Source organism: Paenibacillus albiflavus, assembly GCF_004344915.1.
Lineage (GTDB): Bacteria > Bacillota > Bacilli > Paenibacillales > NBRC-103111 > Paenibacillus_AM > Paenibacillus_AM albiflavus.
On the sequence record NZ_SKFG01000009.1, the window covers coordinates 101,358 to 120,523 of the forward strand.

Annotated in this window: 23 protein-coding genes; 18 read left to right on the top strand and 5 right to left on the bottom strand. The window is 44.2% G+C overall.

The window, feature by feature from the left end; all coding sequences use genetic code 11:
* Nucleotides 1–18: 18 nt before the first annotated feature.
* The 3 genes from E0485_RS10790 to E0485_RS10800 are packed head-to-tail and all read left to right on the top strand — an operon-like array spanning nt 19 to nt 3,236.
* The gene (locus E0485_RS10790; RefSeq protein ID WP_132418044.1) at nt 19–1,107 is read left to right on the top strand and encodes an alanine racemase; all 1,089 of its coding nucleotides are present in this window, start codon (nt 19–21) and stop codon (nt 1,105–1,107) included.
* Nucleotides 1,108–1,129: 22 nt separating this feature from the next.
* Entirely contained in the window at nt 1,130–2,746 is a 1,617-nt protein-coding gene (locus E0485_RS10795) for an N-acyl-D-amino-acid deacylase family protein (RefSeq protein ID WP_132418045.1), read from the top strand.
* A gap of 28 nt (nt 2,747–2,774) precedes the next feature.
* Nucleotides 2,775–3,236 (top strand): RidA family protein, encoded by a 462-nt coding sequence (locus E0485_RS10800; protein ID WP_132418046.1) that lies wholly within the window; start codon nt 2,775–2,777, stop codon nt 3,234–3,236.
* 47 nt (nt 3,237–3,283) lie between these two features.
* Here the strand turns inward: E0485_RS10800 and manA are convergent, their stop codons facing one another.
* Nucleotides 3,284–4,228 carry a mannose-6-phosphate isomerase, class I gene (manA, locus tag E0485_RS10805; RefSeq protein WP_132418047.1) on the bottom strand — a complete coding sequence of 315 codons (945 nt, stop codon included), beginning with the start codon at nt 4,226–4,228 and terminating at the stop codon, nt 3,284–3,286.
* A gap of 23 nt (nt 4,229–4,251) precedes the next feature.
* Nucleotides 4,252–5,166, bottom strand: a complete 915-nt coding sequence (locus tag E0485_RS10810) for an ROK family protein (RefSeq protein ID WP_132418048.1) — start codon at nt 5,164–5,166, stop codon at nt 4,252–4,254.
* A 217-nt stretch (nt 5,167–5,383) separates the two neighbouring features.
* Between E0485_RS10810 and E0485_RS10815 the strand changes: the two genes are divergently transcribed.
* Together E0485_RS10815 and E0485_RS10820 are read left to right on the top strand one after the other, a co-directional pair.
* The gene (locus E0485_RS10815) at nt 5,384–5,638 is read left to right on the top strand and encodes a hypothetical protein (protein ID WP_132418049.1); all 255 of its coding nucleotides are present in this window, start codon (nt 5,384–5,386) and stop codon (nt 5,636–5,638) included.
* Between the two features lie 20 nt (nt 5,639–5,658).
* Nucleotides 5,659–5,889 carry a hypothetical protein gene (locus tag E0485_RS10820; RefSeq protein ID WP_132418050.1) on the top strand — a complete coding sequence of 77 codons (231 nt, stop codon included), beginning with the start codon at nt 5,659–5,661 and terminating at the stop codon, nt 5,887–5,889.
* A gap of 53 nt (nt 5,890–5,942) precedes the next feature.
* Here E0485_RS10820 and E0485_RS10825 read toward each other — a convergent pair whose 3' ends face one another.
* Complete coding sequence (locus E0485_RS10825; protein WP_132418051.1) at nt 5,943–6,212, bottom strand: hypothetical protein; 270 nt, start codon at nt 6,210–6,212, stop codon at nt 5,943–5,945.
* Nucleotides 6,213–6,328: 116 nt separating this feature from the next.
* The gene (locus E0485_RS10830) at nt 6,329–6,595 is read right to left on the bottom strand and encodes a DUF2627 domain-containing protein (RefSeq protein WP_132418052.1); all 267 of its coding nucleotides are present in this window, start codon (nt 6,593–6,595) and stop codon (nt 6,329–6,331) included.
* A gap of 222 nt (nt 6,596–6,817) precedes the next feature.
* Between E0485_RS10830 and lpdA the strand changes: the two genes are divergently transcribed.
* From lpdA to E0485_RS10850, 4 genes are all read left to right on the top strand, one after another.
* The gene (gene lpdA, locus E0485_RS10835) at nt 6,818–8,242 is read left to right on the top strand and encodes a dihydrolipoyl dehydrogenase (RefSeq protein WP_132418053.1); all 1,425 of its coding nucleotides are present in this window, start codon (nt 6,818–6,820) and stop codon (nt 8,240–8,242) included.
* A 111-nt stretch (nt 8,243–8,353) separates the two neighbouring features.
* A complete protein-coding gene (locus E0485_RS10840) occupies nt 8,354–9,364 on the top strand; it encodes a thiamine pyrophosphate-dependent dehydrogenase E1 component subunit alpha (protein ID WP_132418054.1) in 1,011 nt (336 codons plus the stop codon).
* Nucleotide 9,365: 1 nt separating this feature from the next.
* Nucleotides 9,366–10,346 (top strand): alpha-ketoacid dehydrogenase subunit beta, encoded by a 981-nt coding sequence (locus E0485_RS10845; RefSeq protein WP_132418055.1) that lies wholly within the window; start codon nt 9,366–9,368, stop codon nt 10,344–10,346.
* Nucleotides 10,347–10,368: 22 nt separating this feature from the next.
* Nucleotides 10,369–11,709: a dihydrolipoamide acetyltransferase family protein gene (locus E0485_RS10850; protein WP_132418056.1), complete on the top strand. Its 1,341-nt coding sequence runs from the start codon at nt 10,369–10,371 to the stop codon at nt 11,707–11,709.
* Here the strand turns inward: E0485_RS10850 and prli42 are convergent.
* A complete protein-coding gene (gene prli42 / locus E0485_RS25090) occupies nt 11,706–11,813 on the bottom strand; it encodes a stressosome-associated protein Prli42 (protein ID WP_328591301.1) in 108 nt (35 codons plus the stop codon). The genes E0485_RS10850 and prli42 overlap by 4 nt on opposite strands.
* A 132-nt stretch (nt 11,814–11,945) precedes the next feature.
* Here prli42 and E0485_RS10855 point away from each other — a divergent pair, with 132 nt between their 5' ends.
* The 9 genes from E0485_RS10855 (at nt 11,946) to E0485_RS10895 (ending at nt 19,137) form a co-directional block, all read left to right on the top strand.
* On the top strand, nt 11,946–13,076 hold the full coding sequence (locus E0485_RS10855) for a M20/M25/M40 family metallo-hydrolase (RefSeq protein WP_132418057.1): 1,131 nt from the start codon (nt 11,946–11,948) through the stop codon (nt 13,074–13,076).
* Nucleotides 13,073–13,636 carry an NUDIX domain-containing protein gene (locus tag E0485_RS10860; protein WP_132418058.1) on the top strand — a complete coding sequence of 188 codons (564 nt, stop codon included), beginning with the start codon at nt 13,073–13,075 and terminating at the stop codon, nt 13,634–13,636. Before E0485_RS10855 ends, E0485_RS10860 begins: the two co-directional genes overlap by 4 nt.
* Entirely contained in the window at nt 13,636–14,847 is a 1,212-nt protein-coding gene (locus tag E0485_RS10865) for an endonuclease Q family protein (protein WP_132418059.1), read from the top strand. Before E0485_RS10860 ends, E0485_RS10865 begins: the two co-directional genes overlap by 1 nt.
* A gap of 90 nt (nt 14,848–14,937) precedes the next feature.
* Nucleotides 14,938–15,582 (top strand): stage II sporulation protein M, encoded by a 645-nt coding sequence (gene spoIIM, locus E0485_RS10870; protein WP_132418060.1) that lies wholly within the window; start codon nt 14,938–14,940, stop codon nt 15,580–15,582.
* 146 nt (nt 15,583–15,728) lie between these two features.
* A complete protein-coding gene (fur, locus tag E0485_RS10875; RefSeq protein WP_132418061.1) occupies nt 15,729–16,211 on the top strand; it encodes a ferric iron uptake transcriptional regulator in 483 nt (160 codons plus the stop codon).
* Between the two features lie 117 nt (nt 16,212–16,328).
* Nucleotides 16,329–16,559 carry a DUF4227 family protein gene (locus tag E0485_RS10880; RefSeq protein WP_132418062.1) on the top strand — a complete coding sequence of 77 codons (231 nt, stop codon included), beginning with the start codon at nt 16,329–16,331 and terminating at the stop codon, nt 16,557–16,559.
* Nucleotides 16,560–16,620: 61 nt separating this feature from the next.
* Nucleotides 16,621–17,793 carry a phosphopentomutase gene (deoB, locus tag E0485_RS10885; RefSeq protein WP_132418063.1) on the top strand — a complete coding sequence of 391 codons (1,173 nt, stop codon included), beginning with the start codon at nt 16,621–16,623 and terminating at the stop codon, nt 17,791–17,793.
* 22 nt (nt 17,794–17,815) lie between these two features.
* Complete coding sequence (locus E0485_RS10890) at nt 17,816–18,643, top strand: purine-nucleoside phosphorylase (RefSeq protein ID WP_132418064.1); 828 nt, start codon at nt 17,816–17,818, stop codon at nt 18,641–18,643.
* Nucleotides 18,644–18,756: 113 nt separating this feature from the next.
* The gene (locus E0485_RS10895; protein ID WP_132418065.1) at nt 18,757–19,137 is read left to right on the top strand and encodes a cupredoxin domain-containing protein; all 381 of its coding nucleotides are present in this window, start codon (nt 18,757–18,759) and stop codon (nt 19,135–19,137) included.
* Nucleotides 19,138–19,166 lie beyond the last annotated feature (29 nt).

Consider the following 19,166-nt stretch of genomic DNA (forward strand, 5'->3'; position numbering starts at 1 on the left):
AATGATAGAGGTGATCAGATGAATATTGAAACGCCAGCAATCGTTATTAATCGGACTGTTATGAGACAGAACATCAAGCGGATGGCAGAGATTGCTCGCCAGAATAGGGTTGAACTTCGTCCTCATGTCAAGACACATAAGATACCAGCTTTTGCGCTTGAGCAAATTGCAGCAGGAGCAGTTGGCGTAACGGTGGCCAAGATTGCGGAAGCTGAAGTCATGGCCGAGCATGGTGTTAAGGATATTTTTATCGCATATCCGATCGTGGTACCTTCCAAGATTGCTAGAGTCATTAAACTGGCTCGTCTAGTTAAAATGAGTGTTGGTGTAGATAGCTTGGTTGGCGCAAGGCAGTTGTCTGCTGCTGCTGAAGAAGCAGGTGTCCTACTAGATATTCGTCTTGAAATCGATACTGGGTTAAAACGTACAGGTGTTGTCCCTGAGGATGCCTTATCCTTGTCGAAGTCGATTCAAGCTCTGCCTGGGCTTAACTTGAATGGGGTTTTTACCTATAAGGGCGCAATGTATCAGGGTCAGTCAACGCTTGATCTGGAAGCAGCAGGCGAAGAGGAAGGCAGGCTGATGGTTGCTGTTGCTGAAGAGCTGCGGACTAATGGTATTCCGATTGAACATGTGAGTGTCGGTTCATCCCCAAGTGCAGCTTCGGTTGCTAAGGTGAAGGGAATCACTGAAATTCGGCCGGGCACTTATATTTTCTATGATCGTATGCAAACGAAGTTAGGCGTAAGTACGCTTCAAGATTGTGCAGCCAGGGTTGTTGTGACGGTTGTCAGCATTTCGCCAGAGCTTGTCGTAGTAGACGGAGGAAGCAAAACATTTGCTACGGATGTGCAGCCTAATCAGGCGCCACTGAACTTGCGTGGATTTGGTGAAGTGATTGGCTATCCAGAAGCGGTACTCGAACGAATGAATGAAGAACATGGCATGATTCGAATGAATACCCCGCATCAATTGCAAATTGGGGATATAATCGAGATTGTACCTAATCATATTTGCAGCACGGTGAATTTGCATAATGCGGTTTATGTAGAAGATGAGCATGGCATCGAATCGATGACTGTGCTTGGCAGAGGGAAGCTGGAGTAGACCATATAGGAGGCAAATTACGATGCTAGATTTGATCATACGTAATGGTCGTGTTGTGGATGGGACGGGGAATACTTGGTTTTTTGGCGATGTTGGGGTAAAAGATGGAGTAATTACCCATGTAGGGCGAGTCAGTCAAGAATGCAAAAATACAATTGATGCAGGCGGACAGATCATTGCGCCCGGATTCATCGATGGGCACTGTCATTCCGATCTACTCATTCTGGATCAACCGTGTACGGATATTAAGCTGCAGCAAGGTGTAACGACAGAAGTAGTAGGCAATTGTGGATTAGCGCCAGCTCCTTACTTCAAGGCAACTGCAGAACAGCTCCAAACCTATATCGAACCTGTTATTGGCAAAACGTCTTGGCCATGGCATTGGGAGACAATTGCGGATTACATGGATGTTTTAGCAAAATCCAATCCATCCGAGAATGTGTCCACTTATGTTGCGCACGGGGCGCTGCGTATTTCCGTCATGGGCTTCGCTAACCGCCCTGCAACAACGAATGAGCTGAACCAGATGAAGTTCATGCTGGAGGAAGGAATGAAGGCTGGGGCTATCGGTTTATCGATTGGACTGCTCTATGCGCCAGGTAGTTACACTTCGCGAGAAGAAATAGCTGAACTGTGCAAGGTTGTCTCGAAGTACAATGGTCTCTTATCGACGCATATTCGCGGTGAAGGGAATAATTTGCTTCCATCTGTGCAAGAAGTTATATGGATTGCTCAGCATAGCGGTGTGTCCTTGCATATTAGCCATTTGAAGGCTGCAGGACGAATTAATTGGGGCAAAGCCTTACAGGCGCTTGAATTGATCGAGGATGCGAGAAGCCGCGGAATGGATGTAACTTGTGATGTATATCCATATTCAGCAGCATCTACAAGCTTAACGACTGTTTTGCCTCCGTGGATGCTGGAAGGCGGAATTGCCGCAGCATTGGAACGCCTGAGAGAGCCTGCCATTCGCAGCAAGGTGAAGGCCGAACTGCAAGTCGAACAGACAGAGTGGGACAATCTGGTTGCATCTACAGGCTGGCAAAGCGTATACATATCTGCGGTTATTTCAGAAGTGAATCGTCAGCTCGAAGGCAAGCATGTGCTTGAGATTAGTGAGCTATGGGGACGCGATCCAGAGGATGTCGTGTTCGATCTTCTGCTCCAAGAGGAAGGCAAAATTTCAATCGTATTCTTCAGCATGTCGGATGATGATGTCAGTCAAGTGATTCGATATGACAAGTCGCTTGTCATTTCGGATAGTCTGGGTTGTGTGACAGGCAAACCGCATCCTAGATCCTATGGGTCGTTCCCGAGACTATTTGCCAAATACGTTCGCGAGGATAAGTTATTGACACTTGAGCAAGCGGTCCGCAAGGTGACTTCATTCCCTGTACAACGGTTTAAGCTAGGGAAGAGGGGGCTTCTGGTACCAGGCTATCAAGCGGATATCACGATCTTTAATCCAGACACAATCCAGGATGGTGCTACTTTTCAAGACCCAATGACACACCCGAATGGCATATCTTATGTTATCGTCAATGGTCAAACGACCATGGATCATAAGCGTCATACACAAGCTAGAGCAGGCGAATTTATTACTACGCATCATTGTTGTTCGCACTCACATTCACATTAATTGATCAATATTAAGGGAGAGATTAGACATGGCAATTATCGAAAAGATTTTGGAAGAAAAAGGAATTATTTTAGGGGTAGTACCAACACCTGTTGCGGAGTACGTACCAGCCAAAACAGTAGGCAATCTTGTCTATACTTCAGGCTGCGATTGCCGAATTAATGGCGTACTGAAATACGAAGGCAAAGTAGGGTCAGACCTTACAGTTGAGCAAGGATACGACGCAGCACGCCAAGTGATGATTAATATTATTGCCGTTCTTAAACAGCAGATCGGAGATCTGGATCGCATAAAGCAGGTTGTCAAAATGCTGGCATTCGTTAATTCTGCAGATGGTTTTGTGGAACAGCCTTATGTGATCAACGGTGCTTCGGAGCTATTAGTTGAGATTTTTGGGGAGAAGGGTAAGCATGCACGCTCTGCCATTTCTGCGAATGAGTTGCCATTCAATACACCGGTTGAGATTGAACTGATTGTTGAAATCGAATAGAAAAGAATAAGCTCCTAAGTCAGAAATTCTGATTTAGGAGCTTTCTTTTATTTCCAAGATACGATAAGTTCTAGGTGACCGCAAAGCTCATAATGACCAAAGTTAGCAGGCAGTATAAAGTGATCGCCGTGTTGAAGCGCGTAAATGTGTTCCTCTACTATAAGCTCACCATTACCAGAAATGACGGTACAGATGGTGAATTTGGGATTAGAGTCTAGTGCAGCTTTGCCGGCTATACGCCATTTTTGCACATGAAAAAAATCATTCGAGACGAGAGTAGTAATCTCTGCATCGTCCTGCGATAAGGTCAGATATTGAAGCTTCGACTCCTGGTGTGGAATGTTGGTCACGTTAATCGCCTTGTCCAAATGGAGCTCGCGTAAATTCCCTTCTGGATCTCTTCGGTCATAATCATATACACGATACGTAGTGTCTGAGCTTTGCTGCGTTTCAAGGACGACAATTCCTTTGCCAATGGCATGGATCGTTCCGCTTGGCACATAGAAGAAGTCACCAGCGTTCACTTGAACTCGGCATAAGAGTTGATCCCATTCGCCTTGATCTATCATTTGGCTTAATTGTTCCCTTGAGCTAGCTCGATGTCCATAAATGATTTCAGCGCCAGGCTCACTTTCAAGCACATACCAACATTCTGTCTTGCCTTGCTCACCATTCTCATGTTCATTCGCATAGAAATCATCAGGATGGACTTGAACAGACAAGTCATCAGAGGCATCCAGAATTTTGATAAGAAGCGGGAAAGTGCTGGAATCCGAAAGAAATAACTCGGGATGCTGCCGAAACAGATCGCCAAGCGACAGACCTGCATATGGACCGTTTTTGACGGTGCTTTGGCCGTTTGGATGTGCAGACACTCCCCAGCATTCACCCGTTAAGGGAGTAGGGATGTTGTAGCCATATAATTGATTCAGCTTGCTGCCTCCCCATATTCGGTCTTTAAATACAGGTTCAAGAAAAATAGGCTCTAGCACGGAAAAAGCCCTCCCTCCAGCAATCAATATGGATGATGTATGAGTGCGGCTGCTCCAATTAATCCTGCATCCTGAAGCAGCTTGGCAGGCACAATCTTGGCACCTCGGCCTGATGGGTTAAACGCATGATGAGTAACATAATCTTGTACGGCTGTAAATAAAGGTTGACCGATCTGTGACACCCCTCCGCCGATGACGATCATGTCGGGATCAAATAGATTGATTAACGTCACACAACCAATTCCAATGTATCGATAAGCTTGCTCGATCAACTGCTGCAAAGACGCATTTCCTTGCTGAGCAAGATCGAATACTTCTTTGGTAGAAAGCGGGCTTCCTACGATCGCAGATGCCTGTCTTGCTATAGCAGTTCCAGAAGCAACCCATTCCCAGCAGCCATATTGTCCACAAGTGCACCTACCAGCAGATGGGTCGATCACAAAATGCCCCGCATCCCCAGCATTACCTGTTGCGCCAGTAATCAATTTTCCGTGAAGATAAATTCCCGCACCTATCCCAGTACTGATCGTAAGAAAAATAAAATGATTGGAATCCTGCGCTGCACCAATCCACTTCTCGGCTAATGTAGCTGCGGTAGCGTCATTTTCCATTCGAATAGGGTATGGCAGTAATTTACGCATCTCTTCCACAAGCGGAAAGCCATTCCAACCTGGCAAATTAGGTGGGCAAGTAATCGTGCCGCTTTGCGGATCGAGAGGACCGGGTGCACCGATGCCTATTCCGATTATTTTATCCGAAAATACTGAATTTTCACTTAATAAATTATGAACGGATTGCGCAATTCTACCAACCATCACTTGAGGTGTTACGGTAAAGTCGGTATTTAACCGAGTTTTGGCAAGGATTCTACCAGATGCATCAACAACGCCAACAGCGACTTTAGTGCCGCCAATATCAATTCCTACAGCTAAGTTCATTAGATCCCTCCAGAAATTCACTAGAACCAACCATTCGGATATGAGACAATTTTCCTTGAAATCCGTTACATTCACAAGTTATCATAAAAAAGGGGAGTTGGAAATATATAACTCAAATAATATACATCCCCAACTAATGATTTCGTACGTTTGCGCACTATGCTAATCGATTTTATAATGAAGAAGACGGCAAACTGATGAATGGGATGTGACTTGAATGGATATCGTCAACAAACTAGGCAGAAAAATTAGCATTACGAAGAAAGAACTTGATCTACTATTTGGCGAGCATGACGAAAGCTATTATGACGAGGAACAATTTATTCAAATAAAAGGTGCAACCTATGTTCTGCGTGGGAGATCTCGTACAGATGAGCTGACATGGGACTATAATGAATGGCTTGAAGTAAGTAAAGCGTCCGTCGGGCCAATTCACGAGAATGCGCGATATGTGGAGCCTGGGGACGAATAATTGTTAGGAGTTGACCGCTAATGCCTAAATTTGCTTCATTAAGCCATGATGCAACAAGTAGACTTCGGGATCGAACAGGTAATATGAACCTGGAGTGTTATATTTATATTGATGCAGAGAAAGAGGAATACAGCTTTGCGGTTGTTCGATATACAGAGCGGGTGGTGCAGGTTTCATTTGGAGAAATGACTTATGATCCAAGCAGCTTTGCTTCATTAGTAGATGGCATTTATAAAGCAATTTATGAGTAATTTAAAAATACCTTTCTGCTAGTCCAGCAGAAAGGTATTTAAACGTGCGATTATTATTTGCCTGCAATCGCTAATGCTTGGTCAGCAATTGGCTGCAAGTAAGCTGTCATGCAGTTGCAAAGAAAGTCTTTTTTACATATAGAGCAAGGCTCTTTGTATAAACGATTGATATGAGTCGGTGTAATAGCACCAGTGTTTAAATCACGTTCGAATATCAAACGGCAATGATTGCGATCCTGAAGAACTACATTAATTTCGAATAGACCGTTCTTGGGATTGTCACTAACCACTTCTGCTTCTACCACTTTGGGTTGATAAGCCATTCTATTTCCTCCTTGCGATCAATTGCATACATCGATCGTACGATGATGCGGATATGCATTATCTTATTATATAAAGGATGGATACTTGATTCAACTAATTTTCACATTTAATGTCATTATTTTGGCTGCTTGCGCTTTTCTTTAAACCGAGGTACGACATAATTGCGTTTACGATCTCTAAATAAGATCCAGCCACCAAGGAAAAATATACCGAGAACGAATAAAAATAGCCCCAGAATTAACTTACCCCACAATAAGTGACCGATCGCAGGTTCGAATTGGGCAAAGAAGGCTTCTTTCATTAGAATAAAGCCATAGGTGGATAGAATGCCTGGTATAACAATCAAAAGGATTGCGATAATCCTTGACAGTTTTAATTTCATATCAATTGCTCCTTGATTATAAGAAGTATTTACAGTTCGTCAGGTAAGTATGATAACTGTGATTATTTTAACATAGAATCAAGTACACAGTATGTGTCTAATTTGATAATTTTGGACTATAATGAAGGCGGGATTGTTTTGCTGAGGAAGCAGTTGTATCTGTTTCTTCAGATCATCTAGAGCTTAACATCAGTATGATTAATAATATAGGGGGAATTGGCTTTGAGTAATAAGACATATGATATCGTTGTGTTGGGTGGAGGAACAGGCGGCTATATTGCAGCGATTCGCGCTGCCCAATTAGGGAAGACTGTTGCTATCGTTGAGAAGGACAAGCTTGGCGGCACATGCTTGCATCGCGGTTGTATTCCGAGTAAGGCGCTTCTTCGTTCGGCAGAGATCTATTCGATTATGCAGGAAAGTGATCGTTACGGCATATCTACAGGTGAAATTGCGCTTCACTTTGATAAAGTGCAGGAACGGAAGCAAGCGGTTATCAATCAAATGCACACGGGCATTCAATATTTAATGAAGAAAAATAAAATTGATGTGTATCAAGGCACAGGCCGTATTATGGGTGCGACGATTTTCTCGCCACGCACAGGTTCTGTATCGGTAGAGCTAGAAAATGGAGAAATTGAGGTGCTGGTACCGCAGAACCTGATTATCGCTACCGGCTCCACGCCTCGTTATTTACCTGATTTAACACCTGATGGAGAACGGATTCTATCGAGTGATGAAGCGCTTGAGCTAGACAAGTTACCAAAATCAATCCTTATTATTGGCGGCGGAGTGATTGGTGTTGAATGGGCTTCGATGCTTAATGATTTCGGAGTCGAAGTAACGATTGTGGAGTACGAAAAGCGCTTAGTAAACAATGAAGACGAAGAGATTTCCAAGGAATTGCAGCGTTTGTTCCGTAAGCGTGGAATTAAAGCTGTTACTGGCGCTAAGGTATTACTTGACTCCGTTCAGGTTGACGGCGATGGAGTGAAGGTTAAAGCCGAGCAGAATGGTGAAATCATTGAATTAATCGGCGAGAAGCTGCTTGTATCGGTTGGACGTAAAGCATGCGTTGACGGATATGGATTAGAAAATACAGATGTTAAGGTTGAGAACGGCGTTATTGTCGTTAATGAATATATGCAAACGGCAGAATCACACATTTATGCAATTGGCGATGTTGTAGGCGGCTTGCAGTTAGCGCATGTAGCTTCACATGAAGGAATTGTGGCAGTTGAGCATATTTGCGAGGAAGATGCACATCCGATTCAGCCGCATTTGGTTCCTAAATGTACATACACACGTCCTGAGATTGCATCCGTTGGGTACACAGAGGCAGCGGCAAGAGCGAAGAATTATGATGTAAAAGTTGGAAAGTTCCCGTTCAAGGCGATTGGTAAAGCTCATGTATATGGTGATGCTGATGGATTCGTTAAAGTAGTTGCAGATAGCGCGACAAATGACATTCTTGGCGTTCATATTATTGGACCTCATGCCACAGACTATATTAGTGAAGCAGCATTGGCACAAGTATTGAATGCGACGCCGTGGGAAGTTGGTACAACGATCCATCCGCATCCAACGTTATCAGAGGCAATTGGTGAAGCGATGCTAGCAGCTGATGGTAAGGCATTTGGAATTTAATCCATTCCTGTCTGGGCTGCCATTGTGTTCGTACCGATTAGGCATTATAATAGGATCTAGAGTCAAGTCTTAGTACCAGGTAATAAAAAGTAACCTAGGAGGGGATTCTCCATGTCTATCGGTCAACTTCATTTACACCAATCGTTAGGTTTAACAGATGAACGAGTAATTGAAATGTATAAGTATATAGTGCTTGCACGCAAGTTTGATGAGCGTTCGTTCTTGCTGCAACGCGCAGGTAAGGTAGCTTTTCATGTATCGGGAATAGGTCAGGAAACGGCACAGGTTGCTGCTGCGTTCGCTCTTGATCGTGAGCGTGACTATTTCCTGCCTTATTATCGTGATTATGGTTTTGTTCTAAGTGTAGGAATGACGGTAAAGGAGCTTATGCTCTCTGCTTTTGCCAAGGCGGAAGATACATCTTCTGGCGGCCGCCAAATGCCGGGTCACTTCAGCTCTCGCAAGCTGAGGATAGTAACAGGCTCTTCACCTGTGACGACACAGGTGCCGCATGCAGTTGGTATTGCATTAGCAGCCAAAATGAAAGGTGAGCAGCTTGTTTCTTTTGTTACATTTGGCGAAGGTTCAAGCAATCAGGGGGATTTTCATGAAGGGGCTAACTTTGCAGGTGTACACAAGCTGCCAGTAATCTTCATGTGCGAAAATAACCAGTATGCCATTTCTATCCCTTACCACATGCAGGTGGGTGGTAAAATTGCCGATCGCGCGTTGGGCTATGGCTTCAAAGGCATTAGCGTAGATGGCACCAATCCGCTTGAAGTTTATCGTGTGACGAAGGAAGCTAGAGAAAGAGCGCTTCGCGGAGAAGGGCCTACGCTTATTGAAGCGGTCATGTATCGTCTTTCTCCACACTCGACCGCAGATGATGATATGCTCTATCGGACGAAAGAAGAGGTAGAGATGAATCGCGAACGTGATGGATTACCGCGCTTTAAGCAGTATCTTATGGATTGTGGCTTATGGGATAATGAGCACGAGGCAGCACTACTAGATGAAATTAAGAAGCAAATAAACGAAGCGACAGCTTATGCGGAAGCTGCACCTTATCCGCTTCCTGAAGACACATTGAAGCATGTATTTGCGGAGAAGGAGGAAGCATAATATGGCAGTTATCACATACCTTGAAGCGATACGTTCTGCAATGCAAGAGGAAATGCGTCGTGATGAGAATGTTTTTGTGCTTGGTGAAGACGTTGGAAAGGGCGGCGTCAACAACGCCACCAAGAACATGCGTGACGAGTTCGGCCACGCACGCGTACTCGATACGCCGCTTGCTGAGTCGGCGATCGTCGGCGTAGCGATTGGCGCAGCTATGCATGGTATGCGCCCAATCGCTGAAATTCAGTTTGCCGACTTCGTGTTCCCTGCGGCAAACCAGATCATTAGCGAAGCGGCGAGAATCCGCTATCGTTCGAACAACGATTGGCACTGTCCTATCGTGATACGTTTACCTTATGGAGCTACTGGCGGAGGTGCCTTGTACCATTCTCAGTGTCCTGAGTCTGTGTTCATCGGCACGCCAGGACTTAAGATTGTGGCACCTTCAACGCCTTACGATGCCAAAGGATTGATGAAAGCAGCAATTCGCGATGAAGATCCTGTGCTTTACTTTGAGCACAAGAAGGCATACTTGTCACAATCCGCTGAGGTTCAAGGCGATGATTATATCGTGCCGATCGGTAAAGCAGATGCAAAGCGTGTGGGCACAGATGTTACCGTGATTACTTATGGCATGTATGTACACTATGCGCTGCAAGCTGCTGAGGAGTTAGCCAAAGAGAATATCTCCGTTCATGTGCTTGACCTCCGTACGCTGCAACCGCTTGATAAGGAAGGAATCCTTGAAGCGGCGGCGAAGACAGGTAAAGTACTCATTGCTCATGAAGATAACAAAACGGGTGGTGTTGGTGCAGAAGTAGCCGCCATTATTGCGGAAGAACTTTTGTTTGATTTAGATGCGCCAATCATGCGTTTATGTGGACCCGATGTGCCAGCAGTAGGGATGAATCCGCCGATGGAGAAATTCTTTCTGCTGAATTCAGACAAATTCAAAGAAGCGTTGCGCAAGTTAGCGCAGTTCTAAGGAAAATGTAGGAGGTGCGAAGGTGAGCGAGACGAATCAAACCATCGTAGAGGTAACAGTGCCGCATCTAGCTGAAACACTAGTTTCAGCTCAGATCGGGAAATGGCTAAAGCAGCCTGGAGATCTGGTTGAACAATACGACATCATTTGTGAACTATATACGGATAAAGTCAATACAGAAATGCCTTCTCCCGTATCGGGTAAAATCGTCAAAATATTAGTAGGTGAAGGCGAAGTTGCGGATGTGGGGCAAGCGATCTGCCTTGTGAATACAGCAGGTGAAGCGAGTGGAGCACAGCTTCTTGAAGAAACACCAAGTCCTTTTCAGAGCAACTTTACTAAGGCATCAGATGCGCAAGATCAAAGCATGCGTAATCGATATTCTCCTGCTGTGCAAAAGCTTGCCGCCGAGCATGGCGTTAATTTGCAACTTGTTTCAGGAACGGGACTAGGTGGTCGAATTACGCGCAAGGATGTAGAGGCCTATGTAAGCAGTGGTCAAGCGTTGCAACCACAACAAACTTCTCCTTTTGCTGAGATTGCGCATGAGCAGCATGTTCCTGCACAGACACCACAACAAATTCCACTGCGTTCCACAGGTATTCATTTGTCAGAGAACCCACCACTGCCTAAAATTGAGGTGGAAGGTAATGCAGCCGGTAATCGCGGTGAATACTTAATCGATGTGACGCCGATTCGGAATACAATTGCTTCCCATATGCGCCAATCGGTAGCTGAGATTCCACACGCTTGGACGATGATTGAAGTGGATTTAACGAACCTGGTTGTACTTCGCAACAAGGTGAAGGATGAATTCATGCGTAAGGAAGGTGTGAACCTTACATACTTAGCTTTTGTGATTAAAGCAGTTGTAGGCGCAATTAAAGACTACCCAATCATGAACTCAGTATGGGCAGTCGATAAAATTATTGTGAAGCGGGACATTAATATTTCTCTAGCGGTTGGTACTGAGGATTTTGTTGTGACACCTGTTATTCAGAGGGCTGATCAGAAGAATATTGCAGGCTTGGCGAGAGATATCGATGATCTAACGAAGAAAGCGCGGAATAACAAGCTTACGCTCAGCGACTTGCAAGGTGGTACGTTTACCTTGAATAATACAGGATCATTCGGTTCGATCGCATCTTATCCGATAATCAATTATCCGCAAGCTGCTATTCTTTCATTCGAATCGATCGTGAAGAAGCCTGTCGTGATTCAAGATATGATCGCCGTTAGATCAATGGCTAACCTATGCTTGTCCTTAGATCATCGTATTCTCGACGGTGTTATCTGCGGAAGGTTCCTGCAGCGAGTTAAAGAGAACTTGGAAAGCTATAATACGGAAACTTCTCTGTATTAAAAAATCAAGTAACTAAACGACATCAAGAGTGTTGACAGCAACATGCTGATGAGCATGAGATAAATAACAATTTTGAACCATTTTCTGTTTTTCAAATGAATCACTCCTTGCTTATTTAAGAAAACGCACTTGATTCTCGGATGAGAGTTAAGTCGTTTTCTGTTCGTATTTTAGAATGGATAACTTATGTGTCCAAACTCTATTGTAATTCATTTAGCCTATTGGAGGGAAGAGCCTTGATTAACCAAGACCGTATTGTGAAGGAATTTATCGAGCTTGTTCAGGTGGATAGTGAAACGAAGTATGAAGGTGAAATTAGCAAGGTACTAACCAAGAAGTTTACCGATCTAGGCGTGTCCGTATATGAAGATGATGCAGCAGCTAAGACAGGTCATGGAGCAGGCAACTTAATTTGCACATGGCCTGCAAGTGATCCTTCAGTCCAAGCACCTGTTATTTTGTTTACATGTCACATGGATACCGTAACCCCAGGAAAGAATATTAAGCCACAAATTGACGAGAATGGCATCATTCGTTCAGATGGCACAACTATTCTAGGCTCTGATGATAAAGCAGGAATTGCAGCGCTGTTCGAAGCGATCAAGGTGATTAAAGAAAATAATTTACCACATGGCAAAATTCAATTCGTCATCACCGTTGGTGAAGAATCTGGCCTAATTGGCGCGCGTGCGATGGATGCGAGTTTGCTTGAAGCTGAATTCGGCTTCGCGCTTGATTCCAACGGTGTTATCGGCGCAATCGCAGTAGCAGCTCCCTCACGTGCCGAAGTCAACATGAAGTTTTATGGTAAAACAGCGCATGCTGGCGTTAACCCGGAAGATGGTATTTCAGCGATTCAAATTGCAGCAAAGGCTGTTGCTCGTATGCCGCTTGGAAGAGTAGATAAAGAAACAACAGCGAATATTGGTTCATTCTCGGGCAGCGGCGCGTTGAATGTTGTATGCGATTATGCACATTTAAGGGCAGAAGCAAGATCCATCGTACAAGATAAACTGTTAGCACAAGTTGAAGCGATGAAGCAGGCTTGTGAATCAGCCGTACAAGAGTTTGGCGGCAAGTGTGAATTCACTTCAGATATCGCTTATCCCGCTTTCATGTTCGATGATTCAGCGCCAGTCGTTCAGCTAGCGAAGCGCGTGCTTGAGAAAAATGGCTGTACGCCAAGCACATTCCACTCTGGTGGCGGCAGCGATGCGAATATTTTCAATCAAATGGGCGTTCCAACTGTCAATCTGGCAGTAGGCTATAAGGAGATCCATACAACGAACGAGCATATCGCGATTAAAGATTTAATGAAAGTCGCAGAGGTTGTTGTTGGGATTGTGAAAGAAGTACAGCAGTCATGAGTCTGGTGAAAAGTGACTATGAAGAAGTAACCATTAGCACGAAGCCGATCTTTAATGGCAAGGTGATTTCTTTGCAGGTGGATGAAGTTCAATTGCCTAATGGTCAAACAGCAACTAGAGAACTTGTCAAGCATCCAGGCGCAGTAGCCGTTATTGCGCTTGTAGATGATCGAATGATCTTCGTTGATCAGTTCCGCAAGCCTCTTGAACGTATGCAGGTTGAGATTCCTGCAGGTAAGCTAGATAGTGGGGAAGAGCCACTTGAGGCTGCAAGACGTGAGCTTGAAGAAGAAACCGGTTATGCTTGTGAATCTTTAAGTCATGTATGTTCGTTCTACACCTCCCCAGGGTTTGCGGACGAAATTCTGCATATTTATGTGGCGGAAGGGCTTAAGCAGGTTGGGGAGCTTAAGCTGGATGAAGATGAATTCCTAGACTGCCTGCTGCTGACGTTCGAAGACGCGCAGCGGCTCATACAAGAGCAGCGAATATCGGATTCCAAAACTATTTTTGCCGTATATGCTTGGCAAATCTATCGTTTAACAGGTAAGTGGTCGTAATGAAGACAGGTATAAGCGATTCTTTGCTTACGAATCATTATGTCGATCTGCATATTCATATCGGAAGAACAGAACAGGGTAGACCTGTCAAGATTACAGGAGCCAAGAATCTGACCTTCTATAATATTGCGAAGGAAGCATCCATGCGTAAGGGAATCGAAATGGTCGGAATCATTGACTGTCACTCCCCTTCGGTACAAGCTGAGATACTTTCTTACTTGGATTCTGGAGAAATGGTGGAACTAGCGGGTGGCGGGATTCGGTATGGAGATACAACGATCATTCTAGGCAGCGAAATTGAAGTTCATGATCCTGGCATGGGAGCAGCGCATTTATTAGTGTATTTGCCTACTCTTGAGAAGATGCAGGACTTCACACAATGGCTTCGTAAGCAGTTGAAGAATGTAGAGCTGAGCTCTCAACGAATATATGCAACAGCTAGAAGCTTGCAAGAAGAAGCGCTGGGAAGGGGCGGTATGCTCATTCCAGCGCATATTTTTACCCCACATAAAGGGATTTATGGTGCTTGCACGGATCGTATGGCTAATCTGCTTGATTTGGATGGTATCGCTGCTGTTGAGCTTGGTCTAAGCGCAGATACGGAAATGGCGGGTCAGATTAGCGAGCTTGACACCTATACGTTCTTAACCAATTCTGACGCTCATTCCTTGCCGAAAATTGGTCGTGAGTACAATGTGTTGTCGCTTCAGAGCCCGACATACGAGGAGCTTCGCAAAGCGCTGTACCTAGAGGATGGACGAGCAGTTGTTGCTAACTATGGGCTAAATCCACGACTTGGCAAGTATCACCGCACGTATTGTGCGACATGTGAAGCCATACTTGATGAGCAGGATCAAATCGTTGTAAGCTGCAGCAGCTGTGGCGGAACTAAAATTGTGCGTGGCGTGATCGACCGTGTCATGGACATTGCAGATCAGACTAAGCCTAATTCTCAAATTCAACGTCCACCGTATCACTATCAAGTACCGCTCGAATACATTCCTGGTATCGGACCGAAGAAGTTCGAACGATTGTTAGATCATTTCGGAACGGAGATGAACGTCCTCCATCGTGTTCCGATTCAACAGCTTGCTGAATTAGCAGGCGAAAGCTTTGCCGCATATATCACGTCAGCTCGGGAGGGAACTCTAGCTGTTCAAGCAGGCGGTGGAGGTAAATATGGTAAAGTCATGACGACGCAACAGGGGTAAAACTTCTAGTTTTACCCTTTTCCTCATATGCTTGTCTTAGGTGAACTTTTTGAATAATGGTTCTAAGAACAACAGAGGGGGAAGCTGGTCATGGCTCGTCGCTTTTCAATTCGAAAATATTTACAGGATTACTCGTCGCTATATGTATTTATTGCAGTGCTATTTGTGATGGGAGTTGCATTCGGCGCTGTGATGGTAAATGCATTGTCGCTTGATCAGAAGCAAGAGATGCTGCAGCAGCTTGGTGCCTTCTTCTATTCATTAACAGACCATAATGACTTTAGTGGACAAAGCAGCTTCATCGATTCCTTATGGCTGAATCTGAAATGGATTCTATTGATCTGGTTACTTGGTTTATCTGTCATAGGTTTGCCGCTCATTTTTGTTTTAGATTTTCTTAAAGGCGTACTTATCGGTTTTACAGTGGGGTATTTAGTCGGTCAATTCTCTTGGGAAGGTGTGCTATTCTCGCTCGTGTCAGTTGCACCTCAGAATCTGCTTATCATTCCGCTAATTCTGATAGCATCTGTCACCGCCGCCTCTTTCTCGATCGCTATGGTTAAGAGTCAGTTCATGCGAGGGAACTATAAACAGGGGCAAATGGTTCAAGCGCTTATGCGGACAATCGTAATTACATTAGGCGTTTGCGTAATTATTGTTGGCGTTTCGGCTTATGAAGGCTATATCTCCCCTTACTTGATGCAGTGGGTAACACCTACAGTTCCTTCTATTTAATCCTAATTGCAGATTCACTTACTTAAAGTATGTTTGACTTGCCTTCCTCCTAATTCTATAATAAAAGTAATATAGAAGACGATTGAATCAGCTTGTTTAGCGGGGAAACCGTTTCTTCTTGTGTACGGTTACCGAGGGGGAGAAGCATGGAGTCACGGATTGAGAAAATTAAACAACAATTGCAATCGCAGGGGTTTAAGCTGACACCGCAACGCGAGGCAACGGTGCGAATACTACTGGAGAATGAGCAGGATCATCTCAGCGCCGAAGAAGTGTATATGCTGGTTAAAGATATTGCTCCTGAAATCGGATTGGCTACAGTTTATAGAACGTTAGAATTACTAAGTGAATTGCATGTTCTGGAGAAATTGAATTTTGGCGATGGTGTGGCGAGATACGACTTGCGTAGTGATGATAATCATCACCATCATCATCATTTGATTTGTGTTGAATGCGGTTCGGTTAAGGAAATTAAAGAAGATTGGTTATTGCCTTTGGAAGACCGCTTATTCCGAGAGTTTAAGTTTAAGGTAATTGATCATCGTTTAGATTTTCAAGGTATTTGCAGTGAGTGTGCGGAGAAACATTCCGGCAATGAAACAAGTCTTAACGATCAACCTTCCGCTTAAGGAACGCATCCGTCCTTAAAGAAGGTGAAACCGTTTTTTCTGGTATGGTGTCATATCTTGCTTACATTAATCATACATTTGTCCTAATCTTATGATTTGTATAGGAGGGATTCTTGTATGATTTTTTTGTATCGTAAATGGCTTAGTCGGTTGAAGTTTATTGTGATGTTCGTTTTCCTTACATATGCGTTATATCATGTGATGTCATTTGTAGGCGATTGGATACAGCCTCTTGATAAATATCATCAGCCTAGCGGCAAATCGGTTAAGGTATTTAGCCATAATGGGATTCAAGAAAATGAATCGATTGCGGATCGTTTGAAGCTGTTTTATTGGTATGGAGAATGATTTTGCTAAGTCATGATTTAAATGAGATAATAGAACCAAATCTGCTTAATTGGAGGTTCTTATGACATTTCAAAGAGTTTGTTTAATCGTACTGGATAGTGTAGGAATTGGTGAGCTTCCTGATGCTCCTAAGTTTGGTGACGAAGGTGCGCATACACTAGGTCATATCGCAGAGCGTATGGAGCTGAAGGTCCCTCATATGGCGAAGCTTGGTTTAAGCAATATTGCTCCTCTGCATGGAATTGCATCTGCGGAGCAGCCTGCAGCCTATTATGGCAAGATGAATGAGATTTCAGTTGGAAAAGACACGATGACAGGTCATTGGGAGATCATGGGATTGGAGATTACCAAACCTTTTAATACATACCCAAATGGATTTCCTAAGGAATTGATCGATCAATTCGAGCAAGAAACGGGACGCAAAGTGATCGGCAACAAGCCTGCTTCAGGAACTGAAATTTTGGACGAGCTTGGCGAAGAACAGATGAAGACGGGTGCATGGATTGTCTATACTTCAGGGGATAGTGTTTTCCAGCTTGCTGCGCATGAAGAAATTATTCCACTTGAAGAGCTGTATCGTGCATGTGAGATTGCACGTAAATTAACGCTTAAGGAAGAGTTCTCCGTCGGACGCGTTATCGCTAGACCATATCTAGGACAACCTGGCTCCTTTAAGCGTACTTCCAATCGACATGACTATGCAGTGAAACCACCAGCGCCAACTGTCATGAATAAGCTTAAAGATGCGGGTAAGGACGTTATTGCAGTAGGCAAAATCAACGATATTTATACTGGCGAGGGTGTTACGGCAGCCACACATACGAAAAGTAATTTAGACGGTATCGAGCAAACGATTGACATCTTGGGTCGCGATTTTAATGGGATGGTGTTTACGAATTTAGTGGACTTTGATTCCTTGTACGGACATCGTCGTGATCCGATTGGGTATGGTAAAGCATTAGAAGAATTTGATGCTTATTTACCTCAAATTATGGAGCGAATTGGAAAGAACGATCTGCTTATTCTAACGGCGGATCATGGGAATGATCCCATTCATGCAGGAACTGATCATACGAGAGAATATGTGCCATTATTAGTCTACAGCCCAAGGTTTAAGCAGATGGGTTCACTCGGTATTCGTGCTACTTATGCCGATCTTGGTGCGACGGTCGCAGATATTTTTGGTACAGAAGGAACAGGAATAGGTACAAGCTTTTTGGCTGAGTTACAATAATCAAAATATGGGGGCACGTTGAATGGAAGTGCGTAAAGGGAAAGAACAAATACTTGAAGCAGCAGCATCTATTGCGAAGATAACAGATATTAAGCCTCAGATAGGACTTATTCTAGGCTCTGGGCTTGGAATTCTAGCGGACCTAATCGAGAATCCAATCGTGATTAACTATAAGGATATCGCGCATTTTCCGGTTTCTACAGTAGAAGGGCATGCCGGGGAGCTTGTTATCGGTGAGGTTAAAGGCAAGCAGGTTGTCATGATGAAAGGTCGCTTTCATCAATATGAAGGCTATGGTGTAGATACGGTAACATTCCCGATTCGCGTGATGAAGCAGCTCGGTGTTGAAACGTTAATCGTTACGAATGCTGCAGGCGGCATTAATACCTCATTTGAGCCTGGTGATCTGATGGTGATTACGGATCATCTGAATATGACTGGCAACAATCCGCTGATTGGACCGAATGATCCTGAGCTAGGAGACAGATTCCCAGATATGTCAACTGCTTACACGAGAGAGCTTCGCCAGTTGGCGCTTCAAGTAGCTGAAGCTCAGAATTTTGCAATTCGCGAGGGTGTATATGCGGGACTTCTTGGACCAACATATGAGACTCCTGCTGAAATTCGCATGCTTCGGACATTAGGTGCAGACGTTGTAGGGATGTCTACCGTATCGGAAGTTATTGTTGCGCGTCACGCTGGACTTAAGGTGCTAGGGTTCTCCTGCGTATCGAATATGGCAGCTGGCATTCTGGATCAACCTTTGTCTCATGCGGAGGTAATGGAAACGACAGAGCGAGTCAAAGCGAAATTCTTAAATCTTGTTCTTGGTGTAATTGAAAAGCTGTAGCAATGACTTACCTCATATTGTCACAAAACTTTCTTTTTTAATAGTTTGAAATATATGAGCTTTTCAGAAATCTCATGTACAATAGTAGTGACAAATTAATGGGGGGATTAACAATGTACAAGTGGCTTATGTCTGTATTATTGATCGTAGCGATTGTGCTGGGCGTAGGCGTCCTATATTCGAGTATTTCGGAACGTTCCGCCCTTGCTGAACAAGAGAAGAAAGAAGCAGGTAAATCCATTAAGATTACTGCATCTAACTTCCACTTTGATAAACCTGAATATAAGGTTAAGCAAGGTGAAACTTGGCTTCTTAAATTTAGCAATGCCGATGGTGTTCATGCAATGGAAATCGATGGCTTGGACATTAAGCTAGACAAAGCGAACGCTTCAAAAGAAGTTACGTTCGATAAACCAGGTACGTACACGTTAAGATGTTCTTTAATGTGCGGACAGGGACATGCAGATATGCATTCAACATTCATTGTTGAATAATTAAACATTTAAACTCGGAGAGAGGGCTA

What these genes read in the sequence shown, in the direction of transcription:
- E0485_RS10790 (WP_132418044.1), top strand. Translation starts at nt 19, where the DNA reads ATGAATATTGAAACGCCAGCAATCGTTATTAATCGGACTGTTATGAGA.
- E0485_RS10795 (WP_132418045.1), top strand. Translation starts at nt 1,130, where the DNA reads ATGCTAGATTTGATCATACGTAATGGTCGTGTTGTGGATGGGACGGGG.
- E0485_RS10800 (WP_132418046.1), top strand. Translation starts at nt 2,775, where the DNA reads ATGGCAATTATCGAAAAGATTTTGGAAGAAAAAGGAATTATTTTAGGG.
- E0485_RS10810 (WP_132418048.1), bottom strand. Translation starts at nt 5,166, where the DNA reads ATGAACTTAGCTGTAGGAATTGATATTGGCGGCACTAAAGTCGCTGTT.
- E0485_RS10815 (WP_132418049.1), top strand. Translation starts at nt 5,384, where the DNA reads ATGGATATCGTCAACAAACTAGGCAGAAAAATTAGCATTACGAAGAAA.
- E0485_RS10820 (WP_132418050.1), top strand. Translation starts at nt 5,659, where the DNA reads ATGCCTAAATTTGCTTCATTAAGCCATGATGCAACAAGTAGACTTCGG.
- E0485_RS10825 (WP_132418051.1), bottom strand. Translation starts at nt 6,212, where the DNA reads ATGGCTTATCAACCCAAAGTGGTAGAAGCAGAAGTGGTTAGTGACAAT.
- E0485_RS10830 (WP_132418052.1), bottom strand. Translation starts at nt 6,595, where the DNA reads ATGAAATTAAAACTGTCAAGGATTATCGCAATCCTTTTGATTGTTATA.
- E0485_RS10840 (WP_132418054.1), top strand. Translation starts at nt 8,354, where the DNA reads ATGTCTATCGGTCAACTTCATTTACACCAATCGTTAGGTTTAACAGAT.
- E0485_RS10845 (WP_132418055.1), top strand. Translation starts at nt 9,366, where the DNA reads ATGGCAGTTATCACATACCTTGAAGCGATACGTTCTGCAATGCAAGAG.
- E0485_RS10860 (WP_132418058.1), top strand. Translation starts at nt 13,073, where the DNA reads ATGAGTCTGGTGAAAAGTGACTATGAAGAAGTAACCATTAGCACGAAG.
- E0485_RS10865 (WP_132418059.1), top strand. Translation starts at nt 13,636, where the DNA reads ATGAAGACAGGTATAAGCGATTCTTTGCTTACGAATCATTATGTCGAT.
- spoIIM (WP_132418060.1), top strand. Translation starts at nt 14,938, where the DNA reads ATGGCTCGTCGCTTTTCAATTCGAAAATATTTACAGGATTACTCGTCG.
- fur (WP_132418061.1), top strand. Translation starts at nt 15,729, where the DNA reads ATGGAGTCACGGATTGAGAAAATTAAACAACAATTGCAATCGCAGGGG.
- E0485_RS10880 (WP_132418062.1), top strand. Translation starts at nt 16,329, where the DNA reads ATGATTTTTTTGTATCGTAAATGGCTTAGTCGGTTGAAGTTTATTGTG.
- deoB (WP_132418063.1), top strand. Translation starts at nt 16,621, where the DNA reads ATGACATTTCAAAGAGTTTGTTTAATCGTACTGGATAGTGTAGGAATT.
- E0485_RS10890 (WP_132418064.1), top strand. Translation starts at nt 17,816, where the DNA reads ATGGAAGTGCGTAAAGGGAAAGAACAAATACTTGAAGCAGCAGCATCT.
- E0485_RS10895 (WP_132418065.1), top strand. Translation starts at nt 18,757, where the DNA reads ATGTACAAGTGGCTTATGTCTGTATTATTGATCGTAGCGATTGTGCTG.